This window comes from Bacillus cereus, from assembly GCF_002577405.1.
Taxonomy (GTDB): domain Bacteria; phylum Bacillota; class Bacilli; order Bacillales; family Bacillaceae_G; genus Bacillus_A; species Bacillus_A cereus_AU.
This window is the reverse complement of the sequence record NZ_NULR01000013.1, coordinates 158,406-175,482: the sequence shown is the minus strand read 5'-3', so window position 1 is coordinate 175,482 and position 17,077 is coordinate 158,406. Positions and strand designations below refer to the sequence as shown.

Here is a 17,077-nt window from a genome sequence, read left to right as displayed (position 1 = left end):
CGTCCCTCTCAATCGTCCTTTATTAATTGTTATTATAACGAAAGATGTTTCTTTATTTAATCAAAAAAACGTTTTGTTCTTCTTATAAAATGAAGAACAAAACGTAATATACTCACTTTTACTTATAAGTACCTCTTCTCACCCACTGCGTTGCAATCCATTTCTCGCCTTTCGTTACAGGTGCTCCTCCATGTAACGTAAGCTCATTTAGTGATTGATCTTGATAAAAATACTCAAAGTATACTGCCATTCCTTTTCTAGGATGTACAGAAAGATTTAATTTCGGAAAGAATGTTTCTCCGCCCTCTTCTACATCATTTAAGTACATCACAAGAGTACTTATACGATTATTAGCAGCTGACCTACTGTGTTCCGCAAAATAATCATAGTGAGCTTTATATTGTTGATCCACTTCATAATTTAAAATGTGTAATCCTTCTCCATGTGCTACAGGAACATTCATGATAGATGAAATTCGTTTTTCAATCTTCGAAGTAAGCTCGTTGTCTTCCAAAAATGCACCGCTACTCGTTCGAATATCATTTACATCACGTGATGAACCAACTTTAGAACGCTTCATTTTGTTTTTAGACAATTCAATTAATTCTTCACACTCTTCATCACTTAGTACATTCCCTAATACGACAATAAGAGGTTCTTCGAATTTTGAAATAATTTGTATTTCTCTATCCTCTGTCATAATCGTATTTCCTTTATGATCAAAAATAGTTTGTTCCTTATGTTCACCTATTTGATTGTTATTTGTCATTTCCTTATCTCCCTAGAAAAAATGATTGGATAGCATGAATATATCATATTCTTTCTACCTTTCTCTTATTTGAGAAAATTTAAACTTTTAATCGTTGTATTTATCCATTTCTTCTACGAAATTCCCTCACTCACTAATAGAAAATCATGGTTTTTATCTATATATTTTACATATTATCCTTCTATCCAATCGAATATTTTCTCATCCTTTTTTCTATACCGAAAGCTCACTGTATAGAAAACTTCCTGTTTGATTTTGCACTGCAATGAAATGAGGACCATATCATTTTCAAAGCCGTACTTTCCACTTGCTTCTCCCTTTTCATATTGAAAGAAAAATGTACCATCTTGTTCTGTTTTCTGTAGGTCTACTTTTATATCTGTAATTGCTCGATTCATTAGTTCATCCATTAATAACTTTTGCTCTATTTCAATATAAAAATTTTTATCTGTAAGCAGCATATTCGTTTCGTACACAAAAAAAGAAGTTAATAAAGCAAGTAGAATAATTGTTCCTGGCATTATAAACCCCTCTTGGTTTCTCATACATCCATTCCCATTACGCTGTATCTTACAGCCACACCTTCATGTGTTTTTCCGCTAATATCTTTCACATATATAGATAACAAATGAGGGGTTAATTTATACGAAACCATGCCAACCTTTTGTAATATAACTTCCCTCCCGCGCATATTTATTTTCCTTATAAGTTGACTATTTTCTTTTTCATACGTCACTTCATCCCCATTACGCAGCTGGAAGCGCAAAACACTATCTCTATTTTCAAAAGTCATAATTTCCCCAAATGATACTTCACGGAACTCCAATTGTACTTGACCTAAAAACACGTCCCACTCCCAATCACTCAATCCCTTTTGTGCATTTTCCATCCCTATAAACTGAAGACGTGGCAAGAGTAAAAAAAACATCGATAAAAGAAACAAACACACTATTATTTCTAGTAATGTAAAGCCCGCTTCTAATTTATTTTTTTGCCTGCATAAAAGCATTGTTCCATCGCTCTTTCTTTCACATCTTTCCACATAGCACAAACTTCATTTCCTCCCCAATATGTGTAATATATAATTCCATTTACAACTTTTTCCTTTACTCGTTTTTCTTCATTCTCGTACATATATAAAGCTGCTTCTTTTTTTAATAATACAAATGCCTTATAACGGATTTGTATATTTTTTCTTTCTTGCATAACCAATACTGTTTGCGGTAGTAGTAACGATACCGCCATCATTAATAAACTTAATGCCACAAGCATTTCCGCCATTATCGACCCTTTTTGGCATTTCACGATACGTAAATCTCCCTCTTCCAAGCTGAAATACAATTTCATATTTATAATTTCGATATGAAAGTAAAATCGTACCACCTCTGTTAATATTCCCGCTCGGATTATATGTCATTGGATTTGGAAACGTATGCAAATCAATCTGCATATCATTATCATAGTCCCTCTTGACGATAAAATGCTTCGTACCTGATTCCCTTATATAATACATATTTTTCTCTTTATGCCATCGTAATGTATAGTGTTTTTGACGGTTTATCGCTAATTGCTGCATATATAATATATCATTCGAAAACTGTCTCAAAAATTGTTCGATTTTTTGTCTTTCATATAATGACTGAACGTTAAAATACGTAACTATACTTAATACAGAAATAGCAAATAAAACGAGTAACATTTCTAACAGAGTAAATCCTTTTTGTTTCACAATGCCCTAATTGATACTGTGCCATCATCTGAAATATGAATAGATTCACCATTTGGACACTTATCAGCTGTAATATACTTTCCATCTGTTAATTCTTTTAACGAAGGAATTTTATTATGTTGTAATTGGTATACTTGTATTTGTGCTTCTATAGACTTCACGTAGGCCGTACATCCTTTTCCTTGAACCGATGAGCGCTGTGTAACTACATTCGGAATAATTAATAGTAATAATACAGTTATGACAACCATAACTAATAGCATTTCTAACAGAGTAAATCCTTCCTCATTCTGCATGTAAATGCCTCCTAAATAGAATTCATCATTTGAAACATTGGCATAATCATCGCTAAATACATAAGGACGACGATTCCTCCAATACATGTAAATAAAATCGGTTGAATGATAACTAATATACGTTTAATTTTTTGTTCCATCTTTTCTATAATAAGATCGCTATAGTCACCTAATTCAATCGCTAAATTGCCGTTCGCTTGTCCATGTGTAATAACATAAGAAAGTTCTTTCTCGTAATAACCACTTTTAGCAATAATAGACTGTAACGGTTCTCCTGCAATTAATTGTCTTTCAATCCGACTCGCTTCATACTGAAAGAACGGATGATATTTTTGCTCCATCATTATTGTTAAAGCTTCGAACACTGATAGTCCGCCGTTTAATAAACCACTTAATTGAGTGGAAAAATAATGTGAATGCTTTAAAATGAGAAATGTTTTTATGAGGGGCATACGAAGCATGATTTTCACCTTTTGAATAGGTGAGAGTTTCCGAAAATACAACATATATAAACTACATCCAATAATAACGATTAAAATAGCGCTAAAAATAAGGTTAGGTAACAGTTTTATTGCACTTAAAATTTGTTCTGTAAGTAGTGGCGCGGTAGAACCGAACGAACTATAAATCATTTCCACTTGAGGTAATAAGATGAGGTTAAAAATAAAAAGCATAATCATTAAAAAAAACACCAAAAACATAGGGTACTGCATTATTTTCATCATATCTTTCCTATACTTATCCTTCTTATACAGTAGTGCACTCCCTTGTTGCAATGCAAAAGAAATATCACCATGTTGCTCGGCATAAAATAAATAACTTAACATCTCCTGGTGAAACATTAATTGATGAAAAGAATCATGTAGACTTTTTCCATCTTTTAATCCCTCAATCATATGCTGCAATTGCACTTTCTTTTCTAAAGATAATTGAAACCGCAAAAATTCTAATGCCTGTAAAAGGGAATATCCTTTTTCTAATAGTTCTCCTAACCTTTTCAACAATACTACTTGCTCACTTAAACGCCATGTTTTCTTAAACATAAACATCTTCTTCTAAAAATCCTAAAGCGTATCCTTTTCGTATCGAAGATTCTAATGTTTCATGCTTATACGTAACGCATTCTCCATCCGCTCCTTTAATTGCTTGTTTTAGCTCAGATCCATATAACAACTCATAGACGCTCGCTTGCCTTACTCGCCTCATTGATTTACATAAAGTGGAGCACTTCCCTCTGCAAAATGGACATTTCAATTCAACAAGCCTCTGTGCAGCTACAGCTAATAAAGATTGTTCAATTTCTTGCCTTTTGATGCCATAATCCATAAATCTTAGTATCGCTCCTTTCGCATCATTAGTATGCAGAGTCGTCATTACTAAATGCCCAGTCAAACTTGCTCTTATAGCTATTTTTGCTGTTTCTTCATCACGTATTTCACCGACTAAAATAACATCTGGATCATGACGTAAAACCGCCTTTAATCCCGCCTCATATGTGATACCGGCCTTTTCATTTATTTGAATTTGTAATAAATCGTCATTTCTCTTTTCAACTGGATCTTCTAGTGTAACGATGCGGCGTGTTTTCCTTTCTCTAATTACCTCTAATAAAGCATACATTGTTGTTGTCTTTCCCGAGCCTGTTGGTCCAGTAAATACGAGTAATCCATGTGAATAATGTAAAAAAGAGAGTAGTTTTTTCGTCGCACTTGGAAATAATGAAAGATGTGATAACGGCTGAACAGATGCTTGTAAATGAAGGCGAATAACAAGACTTTCTTGATATACTGTTGGAAGTGTGGAAAGACGTAAATATGCTTCTTGTCCATCAATTTGCAAATACAATGAACCATTTTGTGGCTTCCGCCTCTCACCTATATCCATAGATGCTAAAAACTTAAAATGCGAAACAAGTTTTTCTCCAAATTCCTTTTCAATGCACTGTCTTGTAATTAAATCTTTTCCTATACGTAGTTGAATCACTACATCCTTCTGCCGGGGCACAATATGTAAATCCGATGCTTGTACCCTACACGCTTCTTTCAAAATCGTATTCGCAAAATTTTCGATCCCATTCATCACTTTTCCCTCCTCACTATGTATATAACATGAAAAATCACGCAAGAAAAATTAGAACTTTTGTATTTTCAACAGAATAAAAAGGAAAAATATGTTTGTGAAATTATGAACAATTTCCGAATTATTGTCTGAAATTACCTATACTCATGTTTATCTGTATTATAATGTTATTATCTTGGATAAAGTGATAAAGGTGGAGATCCTAATGGAACAAACTTTAAAAATTACAGGTGTATTATCTGACCCGACTCGTTATTACATTTATAAATATATTTCTCAAAAACATAGTTACGTAACTGTACAAGAAATTGCAGATGAGTTTGACATTCATCCGAACGTAGCACGTTTACATCTTTCTAAGTTAGAGGATGTTCATATGCTAAAATCAGAAACAAAGAAAACTGGTAAAGGCGGAAGACCAAGCAGATTATATGTACTATCTGAAGATGTTATTCAACTACAATTTCCGTTTCGCGATTATCAACTATTAGCAAAAATAGCATTCAATTCTCTGCTTAGCCTTGGCGCTGCTGGTGAAAAAGCGTTATATGAAACAGGAAAACAATTTGGGACCGAATTAATGCAGCAACATATGCATCGCTTAAATGTAAGTGAAGACGCATTGACAGTTGAGCAAAAAGTTCAAATCGCAAAAGAAGCTTTCTCAACAGCTGGCTTATCACCAGCCTTTGAATTAAGTGCAGATGGAACAAAAATTTTCTATGATGTACACAATTGTCCATTTAAAGAAGTTGCTGTTCATCACCCAACTGAAATTTGTAATATGCATGGAGATATGATGAAAGGGATTTTTGAAATCCTATTCCCTAACATGGAATTAACTCGGCACGATAGTCTACTAGATGGATGTAAATCTTGTAATTATAAAATGTCCATTTAAATTTCGTATAAAAAAGAAGCCATTGAAATTGGCTTCTTTTTTATATGAACGAATATTTACAATAGTAAGAAAAATAAACTATAATGAAGAGAGATTTTACTTTTTCTAGAAAAGGAGGGAGATTGCATGGAGCGCATGTTTCGCGTTCTCGGCTTTTGGACTGGAATTTTCTCGGTTATGTTTTACGTAGGGGATATGCAACAGACTGCACTACTATTTTTAGGACAAACAGGTTTCTTCGTACTTTTAAGCTATTTAAAATTAACAGAGCGTATGTATATATACGTATTCGGGGCATACTTAACTGTTTTCTTCATAGGATTTACATACTACACGACGTTTTTACTTGTCCCTGGAGCTGGACATTAAAAGATGGCAAATTGCCATCTTTTTTTTAATTCCGCAATTTCCTAGTTGACTTATAGGTTTTATTACCTTATATTCTATATAACAGATTGGAATTAGGGGGAATTAACATGAATACACTGCTTGTCGGAATTAACGTTGCAGTCATGCTCATTTTAGTTGGCGTATTATATTATATGCAACGTAAGCATGTATCTTTTAATAAACGTGTATTTACTGCTTTAGGAGTCGGAATTATATTTGGTCTTATCTTACAATTTATTTATGAGCCTACTTCTCAAGTAATTATTGAATCAAATAACTGGTTTGGCTTAATTGGTAACGGTTATGTAAAATTTCTTCAAATGATCGTTATGCCACTTATTTTAGTATCTATTATCTCTGCCTTTACAAAATTACAATTAACGAAAAATCTTGGTAAAATCAGTGGTCTTATTATCGGAATTTTAATTCTTACTACAGGAATTGCTGCCGCTGTCGGTATCGCTGCAAGTGCAGGATTTGATGTATCAGCAACAGGCTTACAACAAGGAGATGCAGAATCTGCTCGTCTGAAATTAGTAGAAGAAAGATTTACTTCTATCGAAAAGACAACAATTCCAGATAAATTATTAGAACTTTTGCCTACAAATCCATTTCTTGATTTAACTGGCGCTCGTCCTACATCAACAATTTCGGTTGTAATATTTGCGGCCTTTATCGGTATTGCCTTTATAGGAGTAAAACGGAAATACCCAGAACAAGCAGAGCTATTTAAGAAGATGCTTGATGCTGTATATGCAATCGTAATGCGCATGGTAACATTAATTTTGCGCCTTACTCCATACGGCGTATTAGCTCTTATGGCAAAAACAGTTGCTGGTAGCGATATAAATGCTATATTAAAACTTGGTAACTTCGTGTTAGCCTCTTACGTAGCACTTATCGTAATGTTTATTATTCACTTATTATTAATCGCTCTATCTGGTTTAAATCCAATTCAATATTTGAAAAAGGTGTTCCCTGTATTAACATTTGCATTCACGTCTCGCTCTAGTGCTGGTACAATGCCATTAAATATTGAAGCTCAAAAAGAAAAACTTGGTATTTCTGAAGGGATTGCAAACTTCGCAGCTTCATTCGGGGTATCTATCGGTCAAAACGGTTGCGCAGGTATTTATCCAGCAATGCTTGCAATGATGGTCGCTCCGACTGTAGGAATTGATCCATTACAACCACAATTTATTTTAACTTTAATCGCTGTCGTTGCTATTAGCTCATTCGGTGTTGCCGGCGTTGGTGGCGGTGCAACATTCGCAGCGTTAATCGTACTATCTACAATGAACTTACCAATCGGTATTGTCGCTCTTGTTATCTCAGTTGAGCCATTGATCGATATGGGTCGTACAGCTCTTAACGTAAGTGGTTCTATGACAGCAGGTCTTATTTCTAGTAAATGGCTTGGTGAATTAGATCAAGATACGTACAATCAAGATGATACAAAAACTGGTGAAATTGCTTCATAATAAAAGGGACGCTAACCTAAAACTGTTAGCGTCCCTTTTTATTTCTTCCCAGATAGGAACTGTGTAAAATTCAATCATCGCTCCTTCTTCATCTAATACAGCTATCGAAATGGATGAGGAATATCCTGTTTCAAAAGGATTTTCTTTATCTCTGATGAGTTCCATAAATAGTTCCATGTTTTTTCTATGTATAAATGTGAATAACCTTTAAAAAGTTTAAATGATATTCTCTCTATTTCATTTTCCATACTTTGAATCTACTCTTTTAACTCCAATGTAAACTCCTGTTCTTTATACTTCATTCCCGCCTCCTGAAACACTGAGAAAGAGAATACAGTCTTGTATTCTCTCATTCTTATATTGCTAAAATTATTGTTATTACCTCACAGCCCGTCCCTTTCACAAATAACCATTTTGCTCGCACCATTTATGAAATTGTCCTACGTCTACGCCAACTAATACGATATCCTTCAGCTCGATATCAATACTTTGTTCTCCAATTATAATAGCAAAATGTGATTTTAATTGTTCTTCGTTTTTCCTTACAATTCCAATTCGGTTCCGATACGGTCCATCTTTTATATATGCTTTTTGTCCTATAATATCAAAGTTCAAGATTCTCACCTCTTTTATTGCGCTCAAATTGGAAATACGAACTCAACTTCGGAAAATTTCCTTTCCTTGCACTATTTCTCTATATATATGACGAAACAATAAAAGAGTCCTTCCTTCTTTACAATTATTTTTTCTTTGTTTCATTTTTATGATTGAAACGTAAAGTTTATAATAAAATACACTTGGAAGCGCTTTCTATGTAGTTTTTTATGTTATAATATATAAGTAGAACTTCGTAAAGAGGGTTAAAAAATGAATACAAAAATTATAAAAAAAGTAATTGAAGCATTAAAAGTATATGGATTTCAAAATGTATCATTCTGTGAAGAAACAAAACAATTTTTATTTCATAACGAAACGGATATTATGAGCGGCTATGCAGAAATAACATATAGTAGTCAATTCGAGAAATTTAACGTACAAATTCATCCAATTGAAACGCATCACCAAGCAGAGTTACAAGAGGTTGAAAGACATATACAAGCTTGTATAAGAAAAGTGGAATATTTAAACGCACTTCTTACTGGGCAAACAAAACTAGATGATAAAATTATTATTATGTAAAAAAAGAACGTGATATCCTCACGTTCTTTTTTCATTATACGTTCATCTTTTCCTTCAGTTGTAATCCTGTAATAGATTGTAATGCATCTATTGCTTCTCCAAACGTCATATCAAAAATCGTCTTCTCTTCTATGTATGGAAATTGTCTGAAACGCTTTTCTAACATTTTTACAGCATCTGACGTAAAGTTTGCACTATCAATGCCAAATTCTGTTTCAAGAAGCACGATCCAATCTAGTACATGAAAACCTAGTCCATTTACGAATGAAATGAGTTTCTCTTCTGGTTGTGAAGATAAGAAGACGTATCGCTCCATCTCACTGAACAGTTCTTCACCTAACACTTCTGCTAATTCATCATCATGTTCGCGTTCAATAATCTCTTCATATCCGTAATCATCAACAAGCTCTTCTACTTCTTCACTATCTGCAAAAAGCAATTGGCTAAGAAGCGCATCTTTCTTAAATTCACTCTTTTGTACCACTTCTAAAAAGCTCGTTTCCCATCCATTTTCTAATTTCATATTATGTAACTCCTTTATATACTTTTCTTATCATCACTGTACCCAAAAGATCACTTTTATAACCTTTTAGGTAATTACTATTGTTCTATATGATTCATAACATAAGATGCAAACTCCGCTGCATCTCCTTCAAAAATATTTACTTCGGGCAAATGATAAAACGTTGTTTGGAGTGGATTGCCTTCATGATGAAGGTATATCTTTTTCTCTAACGCAATCGCCATTCCAAACTCTGTATGGCTCCCATTTCCGCCATCCAATATAAGCAAAAAGACATCGGCTTCTTTTATAGCGTTCTTTTCTGCCTGACCAATTTCTCTTAATTGTTCTTGATTAACTGCTCTTTCGTTTCTTGTCCAATCATATGTATGGTTCCATCCTGCATTTTTCAGTTCATTTGCTATAGAACTTACAAGATGTTTATTTTTGAATCCTGAGGCGATATAAAAATTCATTTATATACTCTCCTTAATTATGTATGGGAAACTCCTTTTTAGCGTTTAAAGAACAACTTCAAAAAAAAATCCCCATCTTTAAAACTTATTTGCGTTTAAATGATGGGATGCTTCATGGTCTTCTTTTATTTTTTTCTTTTTATAACTTTCATCAGCTAACATTTCTAATTCAGCTGTTATTTCTGACTTTTCAAGCTCTCGTTCTTGCGAAAATTTCCTTGAAATATAAACAATAACACTACCAACGTACAACACAAAGCATATAATAAGTGCAGTATTTTCATAGAGACTTAGCTCCAACACAGTCACTCCTAATCCATTCGTATTTTCACGCTTCATTAATTGGAATTTCCCTATTAACCATTTGTTATTGTAACATAAAAATATCAATTCTTGGAATCTTTCACTCTATTAAAAAAGACATGATTGTTTCATCATGCCTCTGAAATATGTTGAATGATCGTTTTAATTGCTTCTTTTCCATTATATTTTTTTAATGCCGTTTTATACGTCTCATTATCATGAGATAGCTCCTCTATATGCTTTATAAGCGAGTTCACCGTTACATCCTCTTCATATAATACCGATGCATATCCTTGCTTTTCAAAGGATTCAGCATTTAAAATTTGATCTCCACGGCTTGCAAATTTCGATAACGGAATTAAAACCATCGGCTTTTGCAATGTTAAAAACTCAAAAATTGCATTGGAGCCCGCACGCGAAATAACAAAATCTGTTGCCGCTAATATATCCGGTAACTCTCCATGTACATATTCAAATTGTTTATATCCTTCTTTATCTTGTAAACTTTCATCAAGATTACCTTTTCCGCAAAGATGAACAATTTGATATTTTTTAAGAAGTTCTGGTAACGCATCTCGAACCGTTTCATTAATTTTCTTCGCGCCCAAACTTCCTCCCATGATTGTAATAACTGGCTTTTTACGTGAAAAACCTAAAAACTCTAAACCTTTTTCTCGATTTCCTGTTAGTACTTCTTCACGTACAGGCGATCCCGTATATGTTACTTTTTCTTTTGGTAAATGTTTCGCTGCTTCTTCAAATGTGACAAATATTTTCGAAGCGAAACGGAGCGCAATTTTATTTGCTAGTCCTGGCGTCATATCAGATTCATGTAATAAAACTGGTACTCTATTTAGCCATCCTCCAATTACGACTGGTACAGATACGAAACCACCTTTTGAAAAAATCACATCTGGTTTTAATTTTCGAATCCTTACATACGCATCCATAACGCCTTTCATTACAAGAAAGGGATCTTTTATATTTTTCAAATCAAAATAACGACGTAGCTTCCCGCTCGAAATACTATAATACGGAATGCCTTCCTTTTCTATAATCGTTTTCTCAATTCCTTGATGAGAACCAATGTAAGATATGTCCCAATTTTGTTCTTGTAAATGTGGAATAATGGCTAAATTAGGTGTTACATGTCCTGCTGAACCGCCACCTGTAAAGACTATTTTTTTCATACGCCTCCCCCTTCTAGACTATAATACACTAAAATATCTTGCCTCAGGGTGAGAAAATACCATAGCTGTTACAGATGCTTCTGGCTCCATCATAAATCCTTCTGTTAATGAAATTCCTATTTCCTCTGGATGAATTAGACGGAATAATTTTTCTTGATCCGCAAGTTCCGGACATGCTGGATAACCAAATGACACGCGTATTCCTCTATATTTCGTGCGAAAACGTTCCTCCATCGTCAGTTCAGGTGCGTCTGGAATTCCCCAACGATCACGAATGAGCATATGTGTTTTTTCCGCAAGCCCTTCTGCTAATTCAAGCGCTAACGATTGAATAGCATGACTACGTAAATAATCACCCTTCGCCTTCCACTCTTCAGCGATGTCCCGAACTCCTTCTCCAACTGTAACAGATAAGAAAGCAACATAGTCCATCTCATCTCCAATTGGGCGTAAATAATCCCCTAAAGTACGGTATGGTGCTTTTCCTTGCCTTGGGAATGTAAAGCGCTCTATAACACGCGTATGATCTTCTGGATCATATATTACAATGTTTTGTCCGTCGCTTTGCGCTGGGAAAAATTGATAAACTGCTTTCGGTTTTAACCAAGATTGTCCTTCCTGCAATAACTCGTCTATTAAATCATTTAATTCGTGCGCTCTTTTATCTCCCTCACGCAAAAGCTTCTTCACATTTCCTTTTAATCCAAGGTGATGTCCAAGTAGCATTTGTCTATTTAAAAACGGGGCAAGATGGAGGGCAGGAACATCACGTAATACAATTCGTTTTGTTGAATCTGGCACCATAACCGCTGATTTTGGTAATGGCTCAATTACTGCTGGAATTTCTACTTTCTTCTCTTCTTTTTTTACGATATGAAGATGGCGTTCTTTTTTATCTTGTTTCATCTTCTCACGCTCTTCTTCTTTTTGAAGCTTGTTAATAATATCAAGCCCCGTCATCGCATCACTTGCATAACATACGAGCCCTTTATATGATGGCGAAATACGATTATCTGTAAACTTTCTCGTTAACGCTGCGCCACCTACAACAATTGGAATATCGATATTTGCTGCTTTTAAATCTTCAGCAGTTGTTACCATTTGTTGCGCTGATTTTACTAGCAAACCAGAAAGACCAATAATATCAGGCTTCTTCTCTTGTACTTCTTGGACGATTCGATCCGAACGTACATTGATTCCTAAATTAATAATCTCATATCCGTTATTCGATAAAATAATTTCAACGAGGTTTTTCCCAATATCATGTACATCACCTTTTACAGTTGCTAATAATACCTTCCCTTTTTTCGCACTTTCGCTAGATTCCATATGTGGCTCTAAATAGCTTACAGCAGCTTTCATACTTTCAGCACTTTGTAATACTTCAGCAACGATAAGCTCATTATTATTAAATAGTCGTCCCACTTCATCCATTCCTGTCATAAGTGGACCATTTATAATATCAAGAGGTTTTCTTCCTTCTTCCAGCGCAAGACTTAAATCCTCGTGTAACCCTTGTTTTGTACCTTCTACAATATAATTTGCTAGTCGTTCATCTAGAGTTAACGTTTCTTGCACAACGACATCTTTCTGTTTAGCAACTCGGTAAAAGTTTGTAAATTCTTCTAACGTCTCTTTCGTCGTTTCAAACAGTAACGCATCTGCAAGACGTTTTTCTTCTTCTGGAATTGACGCATAGCGTTCTAATTTTTCCGTATTCACAATTGCGTAATCTAATCCTGCTTTCGTTGCATGGTATAAAAAGACAGAATTTAATACTTCACGGCCAGCTGGCGGTAAACCAAATGATATATTACTTACACCTAAAATCGTTAAACATTCTGGTAACGCTTCTTTAATAAGGCGTATACCTTCAATAGTCGCTGCCGCTGAACCGATATATTCCTCATCACCTGTCCCTACAGGAAATACGAGCGCATCAAAAATAATATCAGATGGGCGTATACCATACTTCTTTGTTAGTAACTCATAGCTTCTTTTCGCAATTTCTATCTTTCGTTCTGCACTAACGGCCATACCATCTTCATCAATTGTTCCTACAACTATAGCGGCACCGTATTTCTGAAGAAGCGGCGTCACTTTTTCAAAACGCTCTTCTCCATCTTCTAAATTAATTGAATTAATAACAGCTTTTCCTTGAATATAAGTAAGGGCTCTCTCCATCACATTTTCATCTGTTGAATCAATCATAATCGGTACTTTTAACACTTTCGTAACTTCTGCCAAGAAATTTTCCATATCTTCTATTTCATCACGATCAGGGTCCGCCATACAAATATCAATAATGTGAGCATTTTTCTTCACTTGTGCTCTTGCCACTTCAGCAGCCTCTTCAAATTTCCCTTCCGCTACTAATCGTTTAAATTTACGTGAACCAATAACATTTGTTCTTTCACCTACAAATAATGGTCTCATAGAATCATCATATTGCAATGCCTCTAATCCACTAATTCCATGTCCATCTCGTTCTTTGTGCTCACGCGGATTAAGCGATGCTAATGCTTCTTTCATCGCTCTTATATGTTCTGGCGTTGTACCACAACAACCACCGATAATATTAACCCACCCTTCCTCAGCAAAGCGCTTCACTTTTTCAGCAAGAGAAGATGGAGATTCATGATAATGTCCATCTTCATCGGGAAGACCTGCATTTGGATAACAAGAAATGTAACACTCCGATAAATCAGATAGTGAACGAATATGGTCTCTCATAAACTCCGGACCAGTCGCACAGTTTAATCCAACAGATAACGGCTTCATATGCTCTACCGATAAATAAAAAGCTTCAATTGTTTGCCCTGCTAGAGTCGTTCCCATCGGTTCAATCGTTCCAGAAATCATAATAGGAACCGTTTTTTTGAGTTCTCCAAAAGCTGCTTGAATTCCAATATAAGCAGCTTTCACGTTGCGCATATCTTGACTCGTCTCAACGAGTAATACATCAACTTCTCCTCTTAATAACCCTCTCGCCTGCCTTGTATAAGCTTCAATTAGTTCTTCAAATGTAACGCCTCCTGTAACACTGATTGCTTTCGTTGTCGGCCCCATTGCACCTGCAACATATACTTCCTTCCCGCTTTCTATAACAGCTTGCTTCGCCAAAAGTGCTGCCTTTTCATTTAGTTCTTCATCTAAATGAGACAACTCATAATCACTTAATACAATATTCGTCGCACCAAATGTATTTGTTTCAATAATGTCAGCTCCGGCTTCAATATAAGCTTTATGAATCTTTAAAATTACATCTGGCCTTGTTTCTACTAAATATTCATTACAGCCCTCGTACTCTTCTCCCCCAAAATCTTCCGCAGTTAAGTCTTCTTGTTGGATCATTGTCCCCATTGCACCGTCTAATATTAAAATGTTATTTTGCAATCTCTCTTCTATACACTTCATCAATTAATCCCTTCTTTCACTTCTTGCTTTTCTCTTACATATTTAACGAGATGCTCTGTAATTTCATATTTTAAAAATGGTGTGATTAGGTATATACCATTAAAGTATTTTAGTGCCGCATCAATTAATTCTTCTGAAATACGAATCCCTTCCTCAATAGCTGCTTCTTTCGTTTCATGTCCATCCATTCTCTCTCTTATTTCTTCAGGAAGAGTAATTCCTGGTACTTCAAAATGAAGAAAATCTGCATTTCGCTTACTTACTAATGGCATAATCCCAATAAAAATAGGTTGTTCCAAATGCTTTGTCGCTTCATATACTTCTTTAATTAAAGCAACATCATAAATCGGCTGTGTTAAAAAGTATTCTGCTCCGGCATCTATTTTTCGTTCCATTCGTTTTACTGCTGCTTTTAAATGTCTTACATGTGGATTAAACGCACCTCCAACTGAGAATCTTGTTGCCGGACCAATTGATTTCCCTAAAATAGAACGACCGTCGTTCATCTCTTTAATCATTTTAATGAGCTCGATAGATGACAAATCATATACAGAAGTTGCACCTGGAAAATCACCAACGCGCGCTGGATCACCAGTTAAAGCTAACACTTCTTCCATACCTAATGCTGATAATCCAAGCAAGTGAGACTGCAGTCCAATGACGTTATGATCTCTACACGTTAAATGCGTCAATACTGGAATATCGTGCTTCGTTAATAACGCACCCATAGCCATATTCGACACGCGAGGAGATGCTAATGAATTATCTGCTAGAGTAATAGCGTCTGCCCCAGCTCTTTTCAACGCTCTTGCTCCCTCAAAAAATCGCTGTGTGTCTAGCGTTTTCGGTGGATCTAATTCCACTACAACCGTCGTTTGTTTCTTTGCCTTCTCTGCAAGAGTGACATGTGCTTTCGAACGTTTCTCGTGTGTATGAACTACTTTTGGTCTTTGAATCGTGTCCTTTTCTATTACAGGTGTAATATTCGCAATAGCATGCTTCATACTTGCAATATGTTCCGGTGTAGTGCCACAACAACCACCCAATAACCGAATACCTTGCTCAATAAATTTTGGTGTCATCGCTTCGAAATATGCTGGACTTCCCTCATATACGTAACGTCCCTCCACATAATTTGGGAGACCTGCATTCGGATATGCTGACAAGTAACCATTTTGAGGAATCGATATCATTTTGAAAGCTTCCGTCATATGAAGCGGTCCTAGTTGACAGTTCAATCCAACAACATTTGCACCGCAATCTAAAAGCTGTTTTAATATTTCATTTACATCATTTCCATTTTGAGTCGTACCTGCCTCATGTAACGCTAACTGAGCTACAATCGGAATATTCGTTTGTTTACGCAATACTTTAACGGCATGCAATAATTCAAATTCATCATAAAAAGTTTCTAATAGTAATCCATCAACCTGTTCGTCTAGTAAAGCACCTGCCTGCTCAAGTAGCATAAATTCTCGCTCCATATCAGTCGTTGTAACAGCTCCAATATGTTTCATGCCACCAATTGTTCCTAAGATTGCATTTTTTTCTGTCACAGATGCTTTCGCCAGTTTTACTGCCGCTCTATTAATTTCGATAACTTGATTTTCTAAACCATACATACGTAATTTCGCTTCATTTGCTCCATACGTATTTGTTTGAATAACATCCGCTCCAGCAGCTACATATTGTTTATGAATCGATATAATTAAATCCGGATCAGATATATTCAATTCTTCGAAACTACTTTGCAAACCATGCGAATGTAATAACGTTCCAACCGCACCGTCACCTATTACAATTCCTTTTGATAATAAATCTAGTAATCTCACGAATCTCCCTCATTTCTATCAATATAAAAACCCCCTCTTCACCTTGAAGAGGGGGACATAATTGTTCCTCCTCTTATTATGCAAAACATTCGTTTTGCAGGTATTAGCACCGTTTCAAACATTTCGTTTAAAGGTTGCCGGGTTTCACAGGGCCTTTCCCTCCACCGCTCTCAATAAGAGTTTGTCTATATATTTTATTTATGTAGTTAAAAGGAAATGCGTTCCCCTTTTAACAATGTTTGTTAATTTTTTAATAAATTTAGCATGCACAAAAATAAAAGTCAATGATAGTTGCGGAAAAATAAAAATTATTTAAAATAAAGTTGCAATTCAATTATCTTTTGTTGTAAAGTTAAAAACATAATAAAATTTCATACGAACATTCTTATCTAGAGAGGTAGAGGGACTGGCCCTATGACGCCTCAGCAACCATTAACGTTCATTCGTTAATAAGGTGCTAATTCCAGCAAATTGTGAAAGATTTGACAGATGAGAAGAAGACTCTATTCAAACCGAAAGCCTTCTTCTTAGAA

Annotated in this window: 18 protein-coding genes, 2 pseudogenes and 2 riboswitches; of the genes and pseudogenes, 4 read left to right on the top strand and 16 right to left on the bottom strand. The window is 35.2% G+C overall.

Translation table 11 applies throughout. From position 1 onward, the window contains the following. Positions 1 to 118: 118 nt before the first annotated feature. From COC96_RS16680 to comGA, 8 genes and pseudogenes are all read right to left on the bottom strand, one after another. A complete protein-coding gene (locus tag COC96_RS16680; protein ID WP_098268091.1) occupies positions 119 to 769 on the bottom strand; it encodes a 2OG-Fe(II) oxygenase in 651 nt (216 codons plus the stop codon). A 173-nt stretch (positions 770 to 942) separates the two neighbouring features. Then, positions 943 to 1,314: a competence type IV pilus minor pilin ComGG gene (gene comGG / locus COC96_RS16675; protein ID WP_098268092.1), complete on the bottom strand. Its 372-nt coding sequence runs from the start codon at positions 1,312 to 1,314 to the stop codon at positions 943 to 945. Next, complete coding sequence (comGF, locus tag COC96_RS16670) at positions 1,311 to 1,778, bottom strand: competence type IV pilus minor pilin ComGF (RefSeq protein WP_098268093.1); 468 nt, start codon at positions 1,776 to 1,778, stop codon at positions 1,311 to 1,313. Before comGF ends, comGG begins: the two co-directional genes overlap by 4 nt. Next, positions 1,748 to 2,050, bottom strand: coding sequence for a competence type IV pilus minor pilin ComGE (gene comGE / locus COC96_RS16665; RefSeq protein ID WP_098268094.1), 303 nt, complete (start codon positions 2,048 to 2,050; stop codon positions 1,748 to 1,750). The genes comGF and comGE overlap by 31 nt, the downstream gene beginning before the upstream one ends. Continuing rightward, positions 2,046 to 2,498, bottom strand: a pseudogene (comGD, locus tag COC96_RS16660) (competence type IV pilus minor pilin ComGD); the annotation flags it as partial. The pseudogene comGD and the gene comGE, both read right to left, overlap by 5 nt. Then, positions 2,495 to 2,794, bottom strand: coding sequence for a competence type IV pilus major pilin ComGC (gene comGC / locus COC96_RS16655; RefSeq protein ID WP_098268096.1), 300 nt, complete (start codon positions 2,792 to 2,794; stop codon positions 2,495 to 2,497). The pseudogene comGD and the gene comGC, both read right to left, overlap by 4 nt. 11 nt (positions 2,795 to 2,805) lie before the next feature. Further along, entirely contained in the window at positions 2,806 to 3,837 is a 1,032-nt protein-coding gene (gene comGB / locus COC96_RS16650; protein WP_142340012.1) for a competence type IV pilus assembly protein ComGB, read from the bottom strand. Continuing rightward, on the bottom strand, positions 3,830 to 4,873 hold the full coding sequence (gene comGA / locus COC96_RS16645; protein WP_098268098.1) for a competence type IV pilus ATPase ComGA: 1,044 nt from the start codon (positions 4,871 to 4,873) through the stop codon (positions 3,830 to 3,832). The genes comGB and comGA overlap by 8 nt, the downstream gene beginning before the upstream one ends. Before the next feature lie 205 nt (positions 4,874 to 5,078). Between comGA and COC96_RS16640 the strand changes: the two genes are divergently transcribed. The 3 genes from COC96_RS16640 (at position 5,079) to COC96_RS16630 (ending at position 7,645) form a co-directional block, all read left to right on the top strand. Further along, positions 5,079 to 5,774, top strand: coding sequence for a helix-turn-helix transcriptional regulator (locus tag COC96_RS16640; protein WP_098268099.1), 696 nt, complete (start codon positions 5,079 to 5,081; stop codon positions 5,772 to 5,774). 126 nt (positions 5,775 to 5,900) lie between these two features. Continuing rightward, positions 5,901 to 6,143, top strand: coding sequence for a DUF2626 domain-containing protein (locus COC96_RS16635; RefSeq protein WP_000440721.1), 243 nt, complete (start codon positions 5,901 to 5,903; stop codon positions 6,141 to 6,143). Between the two features lie 107 nt (positions 6,144 to 6,250). Further along, on the top strand, positions 6,251 to 7,645 hold the full coding sequence (locus COC96_RS16630) for an L-cystine transporter (protein ID WP_098769074.1): 1,395 nt from the start codon (positions 6,251 to 6,253) through the stop codon (positions 7,643 to 7,645). A gap of 45 nt (positions 7,646 to 7,690) precedes the next feature. Here the strand turns inward: COC96_RS16630 and COC96_RS16625 are convergent. After that, a pseudogene (locus COC96_RS16625) lies at positions 7,691 to 7,893 on the bottom strand (hypothetical protein); the annotation flags it as partial. 151 nt (positions 7,894 to 8,044) lie between these two features. Beyond that, positions 8,045 to 8,260 carry a DUF3912 family protein gene (locus COC96_RS16620; protein ID WP_141535938.1) on the bottom strand — a complete coding sequence of 72 codons (216 nt, stop codon included), beginning with the start codon at positions 8,258 to 8,260 and terminating at the stop codon, positions 8,045 to 8,047. A 252-nt stretch (positions 8,261 to 8,512) separates the two neighbouring features. Here COC96_RS16620 and COC96_RS16615 point away from each other — a divergent pair, with 252 nt between their 5' ends. Continuing rightward, positions 8,513 to 8,824 carry a hypothetical protein gene (locus COC96_RS16615; RefSeq protein ID WP_098268101.1) on the top strand — a complete coding sequence of 104 codons (312 nt, stop codon included), beginning with the start codon at positions 8,513 to 8,515 and terminating at the stop codon, positions 8,822 to 8,824. Between the two features lie 34 nt (positions 8,825 to 8,858). Here COC96_RS16615 and COC96_RS16610 read toward each other — a convergent pair whose 3' ends face one another. From COC96_RS16610 to COC96_RS16585, 6 genes are all read right to left on the bottom strand, one after another. After that, positions 8,859 to 9,347: a hypothetical protein gene (locus tag COC96_RS16610; protein ID WP_098268102.1), complete on the bottom strand. Its 489-nt coding sequence runs from the start codon at positions 9,345 to 9,347 to the stop codon at positions 8,859 to 8,861. Positions 9,348 to 9,424: 77 nt separating this feature from the next. Then, on the bottom strand, positions 9,425 to 9,802 hold the full coding sequence (locus COC96_RS16605) for a nucleoside 2-deoxyribosyltransferase (RefSeq protein ID WP_098769073.1): 378 nt from the start codon (positions 9,800 to 9,802) through the stop codon (positions 9,425 to 9,427). A gap of 78 nt (positions 9,803 to 9,880) precedes the next feature. Further along, the gene (locus tag COC96_RS16600) at positions 9,881 to 10,141 is read right to left on the bottom strand and encodes a DUF3966 domain-containing protein (RefSeq protein ID WP_097906141.1); all 261 of its coding nucleotides are present in this window, start codon (positions 10,139 to 10,141) and stop codon (positions 9,881 to 9,883) included. A 95-nt stretch (positions 10,142 to 10,236) separates the two neighbouring features. Continuing rightward, positions 10,237 to 11,295, bottom strand: a complete 1,059-nt coding sequence (locus tag COC96_RS16595; protein ID WP_098268104.1) for an undecaprenyldiphospho-muramoylpentapeptide beta-N-acetylglucosaminyltransferase — start codon at positions 11,293 to 11,295, stop codon at positions 10,237 to 10,239. Between the two features lie 18 nt (positions 11,296 to 11,313). Then, positions 11,314 to 14,712 carry a methionine synthase gene (gene metH, locus COC96_RS16590; RefSeq protein ID WP_098769072.1) on the bottom strand — a complete coding sequence of 1,133 codons (3,399 nt, stop codon included), beginning with the start codon at positions 14,710 to 14,712 and terminating at the stop codon, positions 11,314 to 11,316. Beyond that, positions 14,712 to 16,544 carry a bifunctional homocysteine S-methyltransferase/methylenetetrahydrofolate reductase gene (locus tag COC96_RS16585; protein ID WP_098769071.1) on the bottom strand — a complete coding sequence of 611 codons (1,833 nt, stop codon included), beginning with the start codon at positions 16,542 to 16,544 and terminating at the stop codon, positions 14,712 to 14,714. The genes metH and COC96_RS16585 overlap by 1 nt, the downstream gene beginning before the upstream one ends. Before the next feature lie 70 nt (positions 16,545 to 16,614). Next, positions 16,615 to 16,724: riboswitch (SAM riboswitch) on the bottom strand. Positions 16,725 to 16,926: 202 nt separating this feature from the next. Beyond that, positions 16,927 to 17,040: riboswitch (SAM riboswitch) on the top strand. Positions 17,041 to 17,077: the final 37 nt, after the last annotated feature.